At 52.6% G+C, this 1,192-nt stretch carries 2 protein-coding genes; both read right to left on the bottom strand.

The window, feature by feature from the left end; all coding sequences use genetic code 11:
• Positions 1 to 707, bottom strand: a 707-nt coding sequence (locus tag AC1DUA_RS38395) for a PfkB family carbohydrate kinase (protein ID WP_477504685.1), incomplete at its 3' end; no start/stop codon positions are given.
• 6 nt (positions 708 to 713) lie between these two features.
• Positions 714 to 1,192, bottom strand: a 479-nt coding sequence (locus tag AC1DUA_RS38400) for a TetR family transcriptional regulator (RefSeq protein WP_477504686.1), incomplete at its 5' end; no start/stop codon positions are given.

The raw sequence follows: 1,192 nt of genomic DNA on the forward strand, positions 1-1,192 counted from the left end.
CTCACAACGCGGCAGCCCTCAGGACCTAAAGTGATGATAATCACTTTAGGTCCGCGCTGCAGCAGCTGCTGCGCCCCAGTGGTCGCGTCCACGCCGAGGAGGAATTCGATCTCCTCCTCGCTGACTTTGACCACATCCGCAAGCGGAAGCTGCGCAAGGATCTCCGCCCGAGCGCTATCTGCGCTCGGCCACAGCGCAAGGCGCACATTGGGGTCGTACGACACCAGTGCGCCAAGATCTTTCGCTCTGCGCGCTGCGTCCAGCGTCGCGGAGCGGCAAGGCTCGGCGATCAGGGATACCGAGCCGAAATGATAGACCGCTGCGTCTTCCAGCCACTGCGACTGGACTTCGTCTGCGCGCAGCAGCATGTCCGCCGCCGGGTCGCGGAAAAACAAGAAATCGCGCTCACCATCCGCGCGCAGCGAAACAAAAGCCAGACCGGTCTTCGCCTCATCGGTCTGGACAACGGCCGTTTGCACGCCGACTTCGTCAAGCGTGCGCACGAGGAAATCGCCGAAGGGGTCTCGGCCGATTTTGCCGATAAACCTTGCGTCGCCGCCTAGTTTGGCGACCGCCGCGGCCACATTGGCCGGTGCTCCGCCTGCCGCCCGTTGGAAGCTCGTTACGTCCGCCAAGGCTTGTCCGTTTACTTCGGGTACGAAGTCGATTAGAAGCTCACCCAAACACACAATATAGGTTTTACCCATAAGTCCTTACTCCCCTTTACTTTGATGGCCTAATGCGTTCATCACATAGGTCGTTGTTTGCTGAATAATCGTCTCCATATCTGGCCGCGGGTCCGTAAAGAGCGGTTCAAAAAAGTCTCTTTGCTTATAGAAAAATATCGAACCCAATACAAACATAAGCGTACTATCCAGAGAATCGAAGTGAAAAAGCCCCTCATTCCTTCCCTTTTCGAGCAGGTACCTTACCTTTTCCCATGCAGGAAAAACAAGAGATCGTATCTTGTCGATACGCGGGGACACCGTAATAATTTCCATTTGAATCAAACTGATCATTTGAGGATCTTTATTTCGGATCATAATAATTTCTGCAATAATTGCCTTAATTCCTTCTACAGGTTCTTCAATGTCTAAGTGACCGGAGAGCTTATGTACTGGGAAAAACTGATGAAAAATTTCATAGAAAACGCTCTCTTTTCCACCAAAATAATAGGAAACCAGAGCCACAT

It is taken from the genome of Paenibacillus sp. 01T422 (assembly GCF_056398785.1).